The organism is Streptomyces sp. NPDC059534 (assembly GCF_042743475.1).
Lineage (GTDB): Bacteria > Actinomycetota > Actinomycetes > Streptomycetales > Streptomycetaceae > Streptomyces.
Genome location: NZ_JBHWAQ010000006.1, coordinates 92,060 through 108,433, shown reverse-complemented (window position 1 = coordinate 108,433; position 16,374 = coordinate 92,060). Strand labels below are relative to the sequence as shown.

6 protein-coding genes are annotated in these 16,374 nt (G+C 69.4%); 3 read left to right on the top strand and 3 right to left on the bottom strand.

Annotated features, from left to right (window positions below; all coding sequences use genetic code 11):
* Positions 1-26: 26 nt before the first annotated feature.
* On the bottom strand, positions 27-3,347 hold the full coding sequence (locus ACFVZH_RS09655) for a hypothetical protein (protein WP_384895051.1): 3,321 nt from the start codon (positions 3,345-3,347) through the stop codon (positions 27-29).
* A 455-nt stretch (positions 3,348-3,802) separates the two neighbouring features.
* Here ACFVZH_RS09655 and ACFVZH_RS09650 point away from each other — a divergent pair, with 455 nt between their 5' ends.
* Both ACFVZH_RS09650 and ACFVZH_RS09645 read left to right on the top strand, forming a co-directional pair.
* The gene (locus ACFVZH_RS09650; protein WP_384895049.1) at positions 3,803-10,765 is read left to right on the top strand and encodes a polymorphic toxin-type HINT domain-containing protein; all 6,963 of its coding nucleotides are present in this window, start codon (positions 3,803-3,805) and stop codon (positions 10,763-10,765) included.
* Positions 10,740-11,147 (top strand): hypothetical protein, encoded by a 408-nt coding sequence (locus ACFVZH_RS09645; protein WP_384895047.1) that lies wholly within the window; start codon positions 10,740-10,742, stop codon positions 11,145-11,147. The genes ACFVZH_RS09650 and ACFVZH_RS09645 overlap by 26 nt, the downstream gene beginning before the upstream one ends.
* A 64-nt stretch (positions 11,148-11,211) precedes the next feature.
* Here ACFVZH_RS09645 and ACFVZH_RS09640 read toward each other — a convergent pair whose 3' ends face one another.
* Positions 11,212-12,567 (bottom strand): M14 family metallopeptidase, encoded by a 1,356-nt coding sequence (locus ACFVZH_RS09640; RefSeq protein WP_384895045.1) that lies wholly within the window; start codon positions 12,565-12,567, stop codon positions 11,212-11,214.
* Between the two features lie 117 nt (positions 12,568-12,684).
* Between ACFVZH_RS09640 and ACFVZH_RS09635 the strand changes: the two genes are divergently transcribed.
* Positions 12,685-14,169 (top strand): protein kinase, encoded by a 1,485-nt coding sequence (locus ACFVZH_RS09635; RefSeq protein ID WP_384895043.1) that lies wholly within the window; start codon positions 12,685-12,687, stop codon positions 14,167-14,169.
* Positions 14,170-14,331: 162 nt separating this feature from the next.
* Here the strand turns inward: ACFVZH_RS09635 and ACFVZH_RS09630 are convergent, their stop codons facing one another.
* Positions 14,332-16,053 carry a chitinase gene (locus ACFVZH_RS09630; protein WP_384895041.1) on the bottom strand — a complete coding sequence of 574 codons (1,722 nt, stop codon included), beginning with the start codon at positions 16,051-16,053 and terminating at the stop codon, positions 14,332-14,334.
* Positions 16,054-16,374 lie beyond the last annotated feature (321 nt).

Below are 16,374 nucleotides of genomic sequence, written 5' to 3'. Positions count from 1 at the left end.
CGGTACCGGTCCGGTGTCGCCCGGCCTTAGAAGATGCCGGTGATCAGGTTGGACCAGCCGGCGTTGCCGGCGAGCTGCGGCGAGCGCCCGCTCGTCGGGCCGCCGGGGTAGGTGAGGAGGCAGCCGGTGGGGCAGAGCCTGCTCGTCCAGTTGCCCGACCCGTCCACGTAGTCGACGGGGGTGTCGGGGTCGGCGGTGGTGGTGGCCCACCAGTCGCCGTACTCCTCGCCCGGCGTGGGGACGAACTGCTTGAAGTTGTACGTCTTGTTCGTGCCCTCGTCGTTCACCGTGACCGAGGTGCTCTTCACGGTGCCCTGGATGTTGCCGGGGGAGGTGAGGTACGGACGGGCGTTCCAGCCGCCGGTGCCGTAGATCGAACGCGTGCCCAGCTTGTAGCCGGTCGGGCACTCGGGCTTGTTGAGGCAGCCCGGGTAGAGGTAGAGCTTCCCGTCACCGGGGTAGCGGCCGACGATGTCGCCGACGCCGTCGCCGTTCAGGTCGTCCATCGCGAGGTTCGTGAAGTCCCGCCAGCCGCCGGTGCCGATGACGACCGGGTGGGCGAAGTCGAACGGGTCGGTCTGGTCCTGGCCGCCGCCCGCGATCGCACGGCCGCTGTAGAGCAGCAGCTCGGCGTTGGCACAGGTGGAGCCTTCCCAGACGCACTCGACGGTGATGAGGTCGTTGCCGGCCTTGCCGTCGATGTTGCCCGGCATCACGATCTGCCGCAGGCCCTTCCAGTCCGCCTGGGACGGGTGGGCGAGCTCCTGGCGGGCGTAGACCCACGGGGAGCCGAGGCCGTTGCCCGGGTACAGGTAGAGCCGGTTGTCCGACAGGCGGACGAGGAAGTCCTCGTAGCCGTCCGGCGTGGCCGTCGGGCTGCCGAAGCCCTGGAGGTCGCCGCGGTGGCCGATGAGCGCGCCGCCCCAGCCGCCGGTGCCCACCTTCATGGAAGCCGACATCGAGGTCAGCGTGCCGGTGCCCTTGTAGGTCAGCAGCTCGCCGTCGGGGTTGGTGGCGACGAAGTCGGCGAAGCCGTCACCGTTCAGGTCGCCGCGGCGGTCCTGCGGGTACGTGCCCGGCGTGACCGGGGTGACGCCGGCGTCGTAGACGAACTCCGACTTCTCCGTGGACAGCACCACGGTCTCGTCGCCGCCGTCGACCGGCGAGTGGTTCCCCGCGGCGTCGTACGCGACGACGTACAGGGTGCTCGACGGGTAGCCGGACGGCGTGACCGTGACGGTCGCGCTGTTGGCGGCGTCCGTACCCGCGTTGACCCAGGTGCCGTTGGCGCAGCGAGTGCTGGAGACGGACACGAAGTGGTCCATCGCCCAGCAGTAACCGGCCACGTCGGAGACGGTGTTGGTGAACTTGAGCTGGACGGGCTTGCGGGCCTGGTACTTGTCCGTCGCCTGGCCCGCCGCGGTGCCGTCCGACACGTCGAAGACGGAGACCGGAAGGTTCGGGCCGACGCGGTCGACGGTGAAGGAGCAGGACGCGGTCGGGGCCGAGGCGCTGCCGGTGGCCTCGTAGTCCGCCGCGTAGACCGACCAGGTGTACGTGCCGTTCGGCAGGTTCCTCGCGGGCATGGTCACCGAGGCCGTCTGGCCGCTGGTGACCCGCTTCCAGTGGGTGTTCGGCGTGAAGGAAATCGCCGTGCCGCTGGAGTTCTTGACCGAGAAGATGGCGTCGACGTTGCCGCCGTCCGGGTCCCGGACCTTCGCGGTCAGCGCGATACCGCTGTTGCCGATGGCCGTACCGCAGGGGACGAGCTTGTTGCCGTCACCGGACGCGACCCAGGAGCCCTCGTAGGCCGCGTGGCTGTCGACGACCGGCTTGTAGTTGAACGTGACCTCGAGGACCGGGTTGTTGCGGAACCTCTTGAAGGTGTTCGTGTTGCCCAGGGTCGGGGTCCGGAGACCGAAGACCGTGGTGCCCCAGCTGCCGTTGGCGGCCTGCTGGACGAAGTCCGTCAGCGCCGCGCTCTTGAAGTCGTGGCCGAGGTCTCCGGGGCAGAAGGTGTCGTTGCCGCCGGCGAAGGAGTCGGAGTCGAGCTTGCTGCCCCAGTAGGGACCCTGGTTGGCCCAGGTCGGGGTGTTGGCGATGCCGCCCGCGGACCACAGCTCGGTGGCGCCCGCGTCGGCCACGGTGCAGGTCCAGGTGTGCGTCTGGACGACGGCGAACGTCGCGTCGAGGATGGTCGCGCCGCCCAGCCCGTCCGTGTTCATGGCGAAGAACGAGCGGGTGTTGCCGTCGCCGTTGTAGCCGACCCGCGGCTCGTCGGCGGGCGTCGACGAGTTCCAGCCCTCCCCGTTGGGGTAGGCGGCGTTCGGCGTCGCCTCGTAGACGACCGCCCACTTCTCGCGGAAGCCACCGTTGAAGATCGGGTCGATGACCAGCGGGAACTGGTCGGCCGACGACAGCAGCTTCGCGTCCGGGGTGAGCGTCAGCGTGTCACCCGAGACGTCCGCGGCGACCGGGGCGCTGTCTGGCTGCACGGCCGCCGGAGCGGCGTCGGCGGCCGAAGGCGCCTTGGAAGCCGACGTGGACTTCGTCTTCGCGGCGTTCCGCTTCTCCTCCGGACCGGACTTCGGCTGCTCCCACATCTTCGGCCCGGGGGCGCTGAAGACGGTCTCGCCGTTCTTGTCCTTGGCCACGAGCTTGCCGCCCGCGCCCTCGGTGAGCGTGACGCCCTGCGCCTGGACGCCCATCCTGATGCTGCGCAGGGCGGGGTTGGCCGCGGCCTCGGCGTTGTTCACGACGAGGTGCTGGGCGAAGCCGTCCACCTCGGCGATCAGCTTCAGGTCCACACCCGGGAGCACCGAGGCGTACGTGGCCGTGTCACCCTCGACGACCGGGGCCGGCAGCGCGGTCGGCCAGGTCAGGGCGAGCTTCTTGCCCTGCTTCACCATCATCGCCAGCGGCTGGCTGCCACCACCGGAGAACGCGATGGGGAACGAGGACGCGGCCGGCGCCACGGAACCGTCCGCCCGCTTCACGAGCCGTGCGTCGACGAGCTGCCAACGCCCTGTGGAACGCGTCCACTTGGGCTCACCGTAGCTGCGGCGGGTCGTCGAGCCGTCCGGGTTGGCGAAGTACTCGGCCGTCTCCTCCCTGCGGTCGAGGATCTCCACCCTCTTCCCGGTCCGCTTGGCCTCCGCGAAGGCCGCCTTCTCGAACCGCGCTCCCGGCGCCGCCGCGTCCTCCGCTCCCTGGACCGCGGTCGCCCCGGCCCCCGAGAGGGCGAAGGCCGCACTGCCGGGCAGGACAGCCGAGAGGGGCAGGGCCATGGACGCGGCTATCGCCAGAGCGACTGCTCCGCGGCCGCGTCCGGGTCTCTTCGTGCTCATGCTCTGGAATGCCTTTCCGGAGGACTCAGCTGACTTTTCAGTGATAACGGAATTCTGGTCCCTCCTGGCGCCGGACTCTATCCCGACAGATGGCTCATCGGTAAAGCCCTTTCGTGGCGCGATTGAGCACCCATGGCCTCCCGTGGGCATCCCGAATCAAAGCGGAATGTCCCTCTCCGGAGTGCGGAGGGCCCGCCACGGGTGAGGATATGCCCCATGATCGTTCACAAAACCCCTGGTTGAGTGGTTGGTCATGCTTGTGGCCAGACGTCACACCCTGGCCACGCGGACCTGACAGATCCCGACCCTGTTTCCTCGCTTTTCCTTGCCAACGGAATATGTCCCCGTGTTGGGTGAGCCTGCTCAAGTGGGTTCACTTACATGTCGGGGTGGGGATTTCGGTGTGGTCGAGTCATGGCTTTGCCATGCCTTTTTTCGGGCGCTCTGACGCGCCAATGAAAAGGCATGCCCAAACAGGAATCGTCGGCCTTCTCGCCGCCGGTCTCAGCATCTCCCTCCTGTCCGCGCCCTCATGGGCCGCGCGCCAGGACGTACCAGGCCCGCCGTCCGCACCGAAGACCCAGTCGGTCGACGGAACCGACTTCTTCCCGGCCGGTCTGCGCAAGCGGCCCGCGCCCTCCCCGTCCTGGCAGGCGCCTCCCGTCACCTGGCCGGGTGCCGCTTCTCGCGAGGTGACCCTGCGCTCCGGCGCGCTCCAGGACGCGACGGTCGCCGGTGTGCCCGTCCGGCTCCGCTCGTCCTCGTCCGCCGCGACCGGGAACGCGACCGCGAGGAGCGCCCCCTCCGCCGCTGCCTCACGCCGTGTGGAGGTCTCGGTCAAGGACCGTGCCACCGCCCGCAAGGCCGGTGTCGAGGGTCTCCTTCTGTCCCTCCGTTCCGACGCGGCCTCCTCCGGCCGTCTCGACGTCGAGGTCGACTACGCCTCCATCCGTGGCGCCTTCGGGGCGGGCTGGGCCTCGCGCCTGCGGCTGGTCACCCTCCCCGCCTGTGCGCTGACGACGCCCGCGAAGGCCGAGTGCCGCAAGCAGACCCCTCTGGCGACGGAGAACAACACCGCCGGCAGCACCCTGAGCGCCACCGTCGCCACCCCGGGCTCCAGCTCCCTCGCCAAGACCTCCGCGGCGTCGGCGGCGGGCGGGTCGGGTGCCACGCTCCTGGCCGCGACCGCCGGCGCTGAGGGCGCCGACGGTTCGTTCAAGGCGACGTCGCTGTCGCCGTCGGGCTCGTGGTCGGCGGGCGGGAACTCGGGCGGGTTCGGGTGGAGCGTTCCCCTCGGGGTCCCGGCGGTCCCCGGCGGGCTCGTACCGAAGGTGGAGCTGTCGTACAACTCCTCCTCCATCGACGGGCGTACGGCCTCCACGAACAACCAGTCCTCGTGGATCGGTGAGGGCTGGGAGTACTCGCCCGGCTACATCGAGCGCTCCTACGCCTCCTGTGAGAACGACAAGCAGGGCGGCAACAACACCGCCAAGACGAGCGACATGTGCTGGAAGTCCGAGAACGCGACGCTGTCGCTGAACGGCTCCTCCAACTCCCTCGTCTGGGACGCGACCAAGCAGACCTGGAAGCTCCAGGGGGACGACGGCTCGCGCATCGAGCGGATCTACGACACCGCTCCCAACAACTCCGGTGACGAGGACTCCGAGTACTGGAGGGTGACCACCCTCGACGGCACCCAGTACTGGTTCGGCAAGAACCACCTCCCGGGCTGGGCGGCAGGCAAGACCGAGACCAACTCCGTCTTCTCGCTCCCGGTGTACGGCAACCACAGCGGTGAGCAGGGCAACGGCACCGACTACGCCTCCTCGGCGGAGCAGCAGGGCTGGCGCTGGAACCTGGACTACGTCGTCGACCCGCACGGCAACGCGATGGCCCTCTACTACACCAAGGAGCAGGGCTACTACGCGCAGAACAACAAGATCGACGCCCCCACGGCATACACCCGTGGCGGGTACCTGAACCGGATCGACTACGGCCTGCGCGTCGGCGAGGTGTACTCGGAGCCGAACCCGGCCGGTCGGGTCACCTTCACCACTGCACCGCGATGCACGGCCACGGACTGCGCCTTCACCGAGGCCAACGCCACCAACTGGCCCGACACCCCCGTCGACCTCGACTGCACCTCCGGCACCCAGTGCCTCCAGGCGTCGCCGTCGTTCTGGACCAAGCAGCGTCTGACCAGCATCAACACCTTCGCCCTCGCCGGTACGACGATGCAGCCGGTGGACACCTGGGCACTGGCCCAGTCCTTCCCGGCGACGGGTGACACCTCGACGCCCGCGTTGTGGCTGGACTCGGTGCAGCGCACCGGCAAGGCGGGCGCGCTCGCCGACATCACGCTGCCGAAGACGGTGTTCTCCGGTGAGCTGATGGCCAACCGTGTGGACGCGGCCGAGGGTCGCCCGGCCCTGAACCGCAAGCGGATCACCGCCGTGACGAACGAGACCGGCGGCCAGACCGTCGTCACGTACAGCGCCAAGGAGTGCACGCCGACGACGCTTCCCGCAGCGGCGGACATGAACAACAAGCGCTGCTACCCGTCCTGGTGGACCCCGGACGGGTACGTCGAGCCGGTCAAGGACTGGTTCCACAAGTACCTGGTCACCCGGATCGACGAGAACGACACCACCGCCGGCAGCGGTTCGCCGTCGAAGGTGACGACGTACGAATACGCCAACGGACCCAACTATCGCCGTGACACGGGCGAGTTCACCCTCGACAAGAACCGCACGTGGAACGACTTCCGCGGCTACGGCACCGTGCGCACGTACGTCGGTTCGACGAACCGGGTGAAGACCGAGAAGACGTACTACCTCGGCATGGCCGGCGACACCCTCGCCGACGACAGCCCGCGCCCGGGCCTCTCCATCAACGGCGTCGCCGACCGCAACGACTTCGCCGGACGCGTCGCGTCCAGCGCCACGTACGACAAGGACGGCACGGGCGGGAAGATCGTCTCCAAGACGACCTACACCCCCTGGGAGTCCACCGCGACGGCCACCCAGACCGTCAAGGGCATCACCGACCCCGACAAGCCCAACGACCCCGCACCCACCCGTCCTTCGAAGAACTCCTACCTCTCCGGCACCCTGACGGAGAAGGCGAGCACCCTCCTCGACGACGGCACCACCTGGCGCACCCTGACCACGACCCGCGACTACGACACCACCTACGGCCTCGTACTCAGCGAGACCGACGACGGCGCCGGTATGGCGGAGGCCAGGAGCGCCTGCACCAGCTACGTCACGCCGGACACCACCAACTGGCTCATCAAGTACCCGAGCGAGGTCGTCACCACCAGCCAGGGCGGGTGCAGGACCTTCGGGGACAACGTCACCAGCCGCTCGCGGAGCTACTACGACGGCAAGCCGCTCGGCGCGGCCCCGGCTCCCAACGGCGCCAACGTGACGAAGACCGAGCAGGCATCGGTGGGCAGCGCGCAGGGCGGTGCCGGCTGGGAGACGGTCTCCCAGACCACGTACGACGACTACGGTCGCGCGGCGACGGTCAAGGGCCAGGACGGCCAGCCGGTCACGACCACCTACGAACCCGACGCCGGCGCACAGCCGACGAAGGTGACGGTCGCCAACGTCAGGAACCACACCACCTCGACCACGTACGACGGCCTGCGCGGCCTGGCTCTCACCACGACCGACGCCAACAACCGGACCGCGACGAGCGAGTACGACGCGCTCGGCCGCCTCACCAAGGGCTGGAGCACGGGCCGGGCGAAGACGCTGGACCCGAACGCGACGTTCACCTACAACCTGTCCGGCACCGTTCCCTCGACCGTTGTCAGCAAGAAGCTGTACGAGGACGGCCTGTGGGGCACGTCGACGGCGTTCTTCGACTCGCTGCTGCGGCCCCGGCAGACCCAGTCCGACGCCATCGGCGTCGTGGGCCGTGTCGTCAGCGACACCTTCTACGACAGCCACGGCCGGGCGTACCTGACGAACGCGCCGTTCCACAACAGCACCGCGGTGTCGACGACGGCCATGCTCGTGGTCACCCCGAGCCAGATCCCGCAGGCCGTCGAGACGCAGTACGACGGCCAGGGCCGGACGACCGCGAGCATCCAGCTCTCGCTGAACGTGGAGAAGTGGCGCACCAGCACCACCTACGGCGACTACTGGTCCGCGGTCGTCCCGCCGGCCGGCGGCACCGCCACCCTGAGCCTGACCGACGTGCGCGGCCGCCCGGTCGAGCAGCGTCAGTACAAGGACCGCAACCCGCTCATCGGCGCGGCCGCGACCCAGTACGAGAAGATCGTCCGCACCTACAACGACGCGGGTCTGCTCGCGTCGATCACGGACCCCTCGGGCCGTAACTCGTGGGAGTACACCTACGACCTCCGCGGTCGCCAGGTGACGATGAAGGACCCCGACAAGGGCGAGAGCACCACCCACTACGACACCGACGGCCGCGCCGACACGGTCACCGACCCGCGCGGCACCCTGGCCACCACCTATGACGAGCTGGGGCGTAAGACCAGCCTGCGTACGGGGTCGGTGACCGGTACGAAGCTGGCGACGTGGACGTACGACACGGCGACCGGCGGCAAGGGCATGCCCGCGTCCTCGTCCCGTTTCGACTCCTCGATCACGGCGAACGCCGAGTACAAGAGTGAGGTCACCGGTTACGACACGGCGGGCCGGGCGACCGGCACCAAGGTGACCGTCCCATTGGTGACCGGTGAGGAGCTGCTCGCCGGCACCTACACCGTCGCGACGACCGCCACACCGGTCAGCGGCCTTCCGGCCACGACCGCGTACTCCACCTCCAACACCAACGCGACCACCGCACTGCCCGCCGAGACCGTCACGAACCACTACGGCTCCCGGGACATGCTCGGCATCGTCGACGGCACCCTCAACCAGGCATACCTGCGCGGCGCCGGCTACACGCCCTTCGGCGAGCTCGCCCAGGCGCAGCTCGGCAACATCGGCAAGCTCGTCACTCAGACGCTCAGCTACGAGACGTCCACCCGCCGCCTGATCAAGAACCAGGTCGATCGCGAGGCGACCGGTCCGGCGACGCCGTCGAACATCACGTACAGCTATGACCCGGCCGGGAACATCACCACCATCCGGGACGCGCAGACCGACGGCACCGTCGTCGACCAGCAGTGCTTCGGCTATGACTGGGCGCGACGTCTGGCCGAGGCGTGGACCTCCGGGGACGCGTGTGCGACCAAGCCCGTCAACGGGACCGGCACCCCGAACCTGGGCACGGTCGACCCGTACTGGACGTCCTGGACCTTCACCGACACCGGCCAGCGCAAGACCGAGACCCTCCACAAGGCCGGTCCCATCACGGCGAACACCACCCGCACCTACAGCTACCCGACCACCACCGGCGCGGCCCAGCCGCACGCCGTCCGCTCGGTGACGGCGAGCGGTGGAGTGACCGGGACCGACGCGTACGCGTACGACAACACCGGCAACCTGGAGAAGAAGACTCCGGCAGGCAACGGCCCGGTCCAGGACCTGGTCTGGAACGCGGAAGGCAAGCTCGCCACCTCCACGATCTCCGGCGGCGCGACGTCCTTCCTCTATGACGCCGAGGGCACCCGGATCGTCAAGCGGGAGCCGGCCAACACCACGCTCTACCTGCCCGGTGGCCAGGAACTCGAGCTGATCCGCAAGAGCGACACGGTCCCTGCCGCCAGCATCAAGAACGGCACCCGCTACTACTCGGTCCCCGGCGGCTCCGCGATCCGCACCAGCAGCGACGGCAAGGTCCGCCTCCTCGTCGCCGACCACCACAACACCAACACCCTCTCCTTCAGCGCGACGACCCTCACCTTCAACCGCCGCAAGACCCTCCCCTACGGCGGACAGCGCGGCGCCGCCCCCGCCTTCTGGCCCGGCCAGAAGGGCTTCGTCGGCGGCGACATCGACACCACCACCGGCCTCACCCACATCGGCGCCCGCGAATACGACCCCAACCTCGGTCAGTTCATCAGCGTCGACCCGATCCTGAGCCTCGATCTGCCCCAAGCCCTCAACGGGTACAGCTACGCCAGCAACACGCCCATCACCTCCTCCGACCCCACCGGTCTCATGGAGGTGTGCGGTGCCTCAGGTGGCGCCTGCTACCCCGACGACTGGAACAACGACGGCACCGCGAACCTCGACGGTAACCGGAGCACCAACAACGACAAGAAGGGCACGAACGGCGGTAACAAGGACGGCAACAAGGGCGGCAACAAGGGCGGCAACAAGGGCGGGAACAAGGGCGGTAACAAGGGCGGTAACAAGGGTGGCAACAAGGGCGGTGGGAACGACTGCGGCTGGGCCGGCTTCCTGTGCGACGCCTGGGACTCCACCGGTGACTTCCTTGTCGAACACCGCGAGATAGTCAGCTTCGGCACCGAACTCGTCGCCGGCATCGCCTGTGGTTCGGCAGCGGTATCCGCAGGCTTCGTCACCGGAGGCGTCGGCTTCGCCGCCGTCGCAGGGTGCGGAGCCGTGGCCGCGGCCGCCGGAGCGGCCGTCAACAACGCACTCGATCCGGGTGCGGACCACAGCCTCAGCGGACAGTTGGCCGGCCAGGGAGAAGCCGCCGTATGGGGTGCGGCCACCAGCGTGGCGACGGTAGGTCTCGGCAAGGCGCTCATCGGCTGCCACTCCTTCCTCCCCGGCACGCAGGTGCTCATGGCGGACGGCTCCACCAAGAACATCGAGGACGTCCAGCTCGGCGATGTCGTCCTCACCACCGACGTCGAGACCGGCAAGAACGAGAAGAAGCCCGTCCTCGAGGTCTTCACGACCGAGTACGACAAGCAGTTCACCAACATCGACGTCGAGACCGACTCCGGCCCGGCCCGCATCGTCGCCACCGACACCCACCCCTTCTGGGTCCCCGCTCTCGGCGAATGGATCGAGGCCGGCGAACTCCAGACAGGGCAGTGGCTCCGCACCAGCGCCGGCACCCACGTCCAGATCAAGGCCCTCAGCCACTACACGAAGCAGCAGCGCACGCACGACCTCACGATCAAGGACATCCACGCCTACTATGTGCTGGCAGGGTCGACGCCGCTCCTGGTCCATAACTGCAACTTCGCGAACGATGCGTTGGAGAGTGGGCACTACCAGAAGCACGTCAATGGCGTGGGGAAGCCGAGCGGAATTGGCGACATGCCGGGATTCCAAGACCAATCCGGCTATCTGACGGGTGCCAGGTCGCTTCTCTGTGGCTGCGCAAAGCCTGGAATCAAGGAAGTCGTCAGAGGGAACGGCGAGATACTGCGTTACGATCCCACGAATAACTACTTTGGAAGCAAGACGGCGACGGGAACGATAAAGACATTCTTCGCGCCCGATACAGGGGCCCAGTACTGGGCTAACGAAGTGGGTAAGGCGGTGCAGGGTGGAGGAAGAGTCACGATTCCGTAGTTGGTTCTCAGCCGAAGCGGTAGTCCTTGGATGGGTCCGCCCCGTCACTTTCACCGAGGCGTTGATGTCGTGGCGTGAACTCGTGAAGCAATGCGCGGCGGGGTACGGATTCGGGATCTATGAGTACGACAACGATCTGGGTATCCGTGATCTCCTGCAGGTTGTCTTCGGGGATGCCGAAGGAGATGCCGCTGAAGTGGACGGAGCGAGGAAGTCGATCGCCGGGATCGACCAGACGTTTCGGGAAGCGCTGGCTCCGGGCCTGCAGATCGGCACGGATACTGAACCGTGGTGGCGAAGAGGCGTTCCGAGAGTCGCAGGAAGTGAACTTGCCGAAGATCTCGCGGAACGGTACGGAGTGCGTGTAGAGGTATCTCCGTAGGTTTGCGACGAAGCCGGGGCCGGTGGGAGTTCTCTCCCGCCGGCCCCGGTTGTCGTTCAGGGGGTCAGGCTGCGCAGTACTGGGACTGTTTGCCGATGGAGCGGTACATGCAGTCGGCGTTTTCGAGGAGTTGGAGGACGGCGTCGCGGTTGCGGGAGGTTTCGCGTTCGATGACCTCGTCGGGGGGGTAGAAGCCGCCGCCGGAGGAGGAGGTGGGGTACATCTCGAAGGTGTAGGCGAAGATGCGCTGGGAGCCCCAGAGGTAGTCGTCGATGGAGCCGTCGGTGATGTAGAGGTCGCTGGACTGCTCGGGGGTGTAGCCGTTGCTGGTGGCCATGCGGCCGCCGATGGTGGCGAAGGCGTCGCGGTCGTCCTGGGTCATGCCGGTGGTGGTGTTGGCGGTGGTCCAGCCGAAGGGCCAGAGGACGAGTTCGCTGTAGGTGTGGAAGTCGATGGCGGCGGTGATCTGCTGCTTGCCGCCGACCACACGGGAGCGGACGAAGTCGGCGACGACCTTCACCTCGGGGGCGGACTCGGGGGCGGTGCCGCGGTAGGTCTCGGAGCTCTTGGTGCCGGAGGAGCCGCCGCAGCAGCCCCACTTGTAGTTCCAGTTCCGGTTGGTGTCGGTGCCGATGTAGGAGGAGCCGGAGTTGGGCTGCCGGTTCTTGCGCCAGCTGCGGTAGGAGCCGGAGGCGATGTCGTACTCGCCGCCGTCGGGGTTGAGGTCCGGGACGATCCAGATCTCGCGGCCGTTGACGGCGTTGGTGATGCGGGTGTCGGTGCCGTAGCCCGCGCCGAGTTCGCGCAGCAGGTAGAGGGCCATCTCGACGGTGAGGTGCTCGCGGGCGTGCTGGTGGTGGGTGAAGAGGACCTCGGGCTCGTTCTCGTCGGTGGCGACGTTGTCGCTGATCTTGATGGCGACGATGTCCCGGCCCTGGTAGGACTTTCCGATGACCTGCTTGCGCATGATGGAGGGGTACGCGGCGAGGCGCTGGTCGATCTCCGCGTTCGCTTCCGCGTAGTTGTGGTACCTGGCGTCGGCGGAGGGGAAGTCGAGCGGGCCCGCCGTATTGGCGCCCTCGGTGTTGCGGTTCGGCGGTCCGGGGAGCGCGATCGGCTTGTAGCCGAGGGCCTTGAGGTTCGCCAGCTGCGCGGTGTTGGCGCTGACGACGACCGAGCGGGCGTCGACCTCGTCGATCGAGACGCCGGTGGCGGTGAGCGCGGTGCGGGCGGCCGGGGTGGAGGGTCCGGCGACCTCGTACTGCCGGATCACCTCTTCGGCCCCCGAGGCGATACGGGCGGCGGTCGGCGCCGGGTCGGCCCCGGCGGGTGTCGCGAGGGCGGAGAGGGGCGCCGCGAGGGCGAGCGCCACGAGGGCCGCGAGAGTGGCGGACCTTCTTCCGCGGGTGGGACGTCGCATGGTGTCTCCTGGGTGGGGAGTGTGGGGGAGTGCGACAAACTCGTGCGGGTGTCCGGGCACATGGTGGGGCTATGTCATGGACCGGTCAAGATGGCGAGTTCGGCCATACTGTCCCGCGTGGGGACCCTCATCGGTAGATACGTCATCGAGCACAAGCTAGGCGAAGGCGGCATGGGCACCGTCTATCTGGCGCGATCGCGCGGCGGGCGTGCCGTCGCCGTCAAGGTCGCACGGCCGGAACTCGCCTCCGACCCGTCCTTCCGCGCCCGCTTCCGCGCCGAGGTCGCGGCCGCCCGTCAGGTCGGCGGCTTCCACACCGCGCAGGTCGTCGACGCCGACCCCGACGCCGAGGCGCCCTGGCTCGCCACCGCCTACATCCCCGGCCCCACCCTCGCCGCGCTCGTCACCGCCGAGGGCCCGATGCCGGAGGACCGGCTGCGCTCGCTCGGCGCCGCGCTCGCGGAGGCCCTGGAGGCCATCCACGCCTGCGGGCTCGTCCACCGCGACCTCAAGCCCGGCAACATCGTGATGGCCCCCGACGGGCCCCGCGTCCTCGACTTCGGCATCGCCCGCGCCCTGGAGTCGACCCGGCTCACCGCCACCGGATCCGCCTTCGGCACCCCCGGCTACCTCGCTCCCGAGCAGGCGCTCGGCGAGGAGGTGACGGGAGCCGCCGACGTCTTCGCCCTCGGCGCCGTCCTCGTCGCCGCGACCGGCGGGCGCCCGTTCGGCGACGGTACGCCGATGGGGCTCATGTACCGCTCCGTGCACGAGGCCCCCGACCTCGGCACCGTGCCCGCGTCCCTCCACGACCTCGTGGCGCGCTGCCTCGCCAAGGACCCGTCCGAACGGCCCACCCCCGACGAGATCCTGGACGCCCTGGGCGAGAACGGACGCGCCCCGACCACCCCCGACCCCCGCCAGTGGCTGGCCACCGTCGTCGACACGCCGGCGAGTCCCGTACCCACCGTCGACACGCCCGCGAGTCCCGCGCGCGCCGTCCACACGCCCGCGACTCCCGTACCCACCGTCGACACTCCGGCGACTCCCGCACCCGTCGTCCACACGCCCGCGACTCCCGTACCCGCGGTCGACACCCCGGTGACCCCCGTGCCCCCGCAGGCCGGGCCCCCCGCGGTTGCGGCTCCCGCCGTCGACGCGCCCGTGACCCCCGTACCCCCGTGGCCCGGCGTGTCGCAGCCGGCTCCCGTCGTCGACGCGCCGGTGTTCCCTGTGCCCCCGCAGGCCGCGGTCGCGCCGCCGGCGCCCGTAGCGGGGCCGGGCTGGGCGCCGCCGCCGCCTTCGCTTCCGCCGCAGCCCGCGCCGGAGTTCGTGGCCGCGGACCGGGTGTCCGGGATCGTCGTCGACGGCGGAGGGGTGCACCTCCAGCTGTTCGGCGAGGAGGCGGAGTTCGCCTGGACGGAGATCGTGGGTGTGGAGTACTGGCCGACCCGGCGCGGCCGGGGACTGCGCATCGCCGTGTCGCTGCGCGCGGGCGGCGGCACGTACACCTGCGAGCTCGACGGGCGCCGCGCCGTCCGGATCGACGAGTGGGCCGCCCGGCTCGGGGCGGTCCTGGCCCACTACCTGCCGCCCCGCTGACCGCGTACGCGAGAGCGGGAACGGGAGCGAGAGCGGGAACGGCGCCGCGCCGCCGGGGGAGCGGCGGCGCGGCGCGTGGGTGCCGTGACGGCGAGTGTGGCGATGCTGTCGTCACGGCTGAGTGGTGCCGGTGCCGTGACGACAGCCGCGGTTCCGCCGGGGTTACGGCAGGTTGTGGACGTGCGGGCCCACCGCGTTCGACCAGGCGTTGCCGGCGGTGGCGTCCCAGTTGGTCGACCAGGTCATGGCGCCGCGCAGGGTCGGCCATGCCTGGGCGGGCTTGTAGGTGCCGCAGCCGGTGAGCTTGGTGAGGCAGTCGAGGGCGTTCTTGACGACCTGGGGGTCGACGTAGCCGCTGCCCGCGCCCCGGGTGGAGGCGGGGACGCCGAGGCCGACCTGCGACGGGGAGAGGCCGCCCTGGATCTGGATGCAGGCGAGCGCGGTGAGGAAGTCCACCGAGCCCTGGCTGTAGACCTTGCCGTCGCAGCCGAGCATCGAACCGCTGTTGTAGTACTGGGTGTTGACGACCGTGAGGATGTCCTTCACGGCGAGCGCGGCCTTGAAGTACTCCGTGCCGGTGGACTGCATGTCGATGGTCTGCGGGGCCATCGTCAGGACCAGGCCCGACCCCGCCTTGGCGGACAGCTGGTGCAGCGCCTTGGAGAGGTAGGTGGAGTTGATGCCGTGCTCGAGGTCGATGTCGACGCCGTTGAAGCCGTACTCCTGCATCAGGGCGTACGCGCTGTCGGCGAAGGCGGTGGCGCTGGCGTCACTGTTGATCGTGACGTTGCCCTTCTCGCCGCCGACGGAGATGATCACGGACTTGCCGGCCGCCTTCTTGGCCGCGATGTCGGCCTTGAAGTCGGCGACCGAGGTGTAGCCGACGGCCGGGTCGAGGGTGAAGGTGATCTGGCCGGGCGTGGTGGTGGAGTCCGCGAAGGAGACGGCGATGATGTCGTACGCCGCCTGGACGTCCCGCAGCTTCTGCTTGGCGGCGCCGTTGTCGAAGTTCTGCCAGTAGCCGGTGACGGCGTGCTTGGGCACGGCCGGGCCGGGGCCCGGGTCGGTGGCCTTGGAGGTGCGCGCGGTCACGGCGGTGGACTTGGCGGACTCGCCCGCCGTGTTCGTCGCGGAGACCTGGAACTGGTACGCGGTGTCGGCGGTGAGCCCGGTGACGGTGGTGGACGTGCCGGTCACCGTCTGGGGGTTGGCGCCGTCGCGGTAGACCTTGTAGCCGGTGGCGCCGGAGACCGCGCTCCAGCTCAGGGGGACGCTGGACGAGGTGGCCGTGCCGGCGGCGAGGCCGGCCGGGGTGGCCGGGACGACCGGGTCGGGGTCCTGGCCGCCGCCGCCGTCGGGGCCGTAGACGCTCACGTCGTCCACGAGGTAGGGGGAGGTGCCGTACCAGCCGTGGGTGTAGATCTCGACCGAGGTGGTGCTCGCCCCGGTGGTGAACGTCGTGGTCAGCTGCTTCCACGAGGGGCTGTCGGGCGTCCAGGTGGAGACGGTGCCGGTGCCGGTCCCGGTGTTGTTCGCGCCGAGGTAGGCGTAGCCGCCCTGGACCCAGGCGCTCAGCGTGTACGTCGAGTTGGGCTTGACGGCCACGGTCTGCACGCACTTGGCGTTGTCGAGTCCGGCCGGGGTGGCCTTGAGGGCGCCGGCGCCGGTGCGGACCGGGGAGGAGACGGCGGCGCCGCTTCCGGCGGAGCAGGTCCAGTTGGCGAGGCCGTTCTCGAACCCGGCGTTCTTGGCGACGTTGACGTCCGCCGCCTGCGCGGTGCCGGCTCCGCCGACGAGGACGAGCCCGGAGCCGACGGCGAGCGCGAGGGCTCCGCCGAGCCATCGACGGCCGTGCGGTCGGGTGGTGGTGCGGTCCACGTGCATCCTCCGGTGGGGGAGTTGGGGATGTGGAGGTGCCGTACGTCGTCGTACGGAGGGGCTCGTACGGGGGTACGAGGGAGGTAGGGGGTTTCGACGGTGGCCACCGCTGTCGGAACAAGCTGGTCCAGACCAATCGTGTTGTCAAGACCTCTGGCAATGACCGGTGTTCGGGGGAGGAGGACGCGCGGAGCGGAAACGCGCGGGTGGGACGGGCGCGGGACGGGCCGGCGGGCCCGGGACCGGCCCGAATTTATGGAGTCGGCTTGGCGGATTGTGTGTTCACCACCCCGGGGGACGTGGATAAGGTGCAGAGGCGGTCGCACC